The organism is Streptomyces sp. NRRL F-2580 (genome assembly GCF_000720115.1).
In the GTDB taxonomy this organism is placed as follows: domain Bacteria; phylum Actinomycetota; class Actinomycetes; order Streptomycetales; family Streptomycetaceae; genus Streptomyces.
In genome coordinates, this window is the sequence record NZ_JOIR01000119.1 from 1 (window position 1) to 353 (window position 353).

Consider the following 353-nt stretch of genomic DNA (forward strand, 5'->3'; position numbering starts at 1 on the left):
CGCAATGACCACTTGGCAGGAATGGCAGGACGCCCCCTGGGGTCGTCTGCGTTACGCGATCGCCGAGGCGAACCTGGTCCGCGATCTGGATGGCCTGGGTGACGGGCCGTTGCGCATACTCGACCTCGCCGGTGGTGATGGCGGCGACGCCATGCGCCTGGCGGCCCGCGGGCATCACGTCACCATCGTCGACTATTCCCCGGCCATGCTCGCCGCCGCGGCCGAGCGAGCTTCGGCGGGCGGGCTGACGGAGTTGATCACCTGCGTGCAGGCCGACGTGACGGCTCTGCCCGCTGACCTCGCCGCCGGACAGTTCGACGTGGTGCTGTGCCACAACCTCCTTCAGTACGTGG

1 protein-coding gene is annotated in these 353 nt (G+C 69.1%); it reads left to right on the top strand.

The window, feature by feature from the left end; genetic code table 11:
* The coding region (locus IF88_RS0139695) for a class I SAM-dependent methyltransferase (RefSeq protein ID WP_030724510.1) at positions 1-353 on the top strand (353 nt) is incomplete at both ends.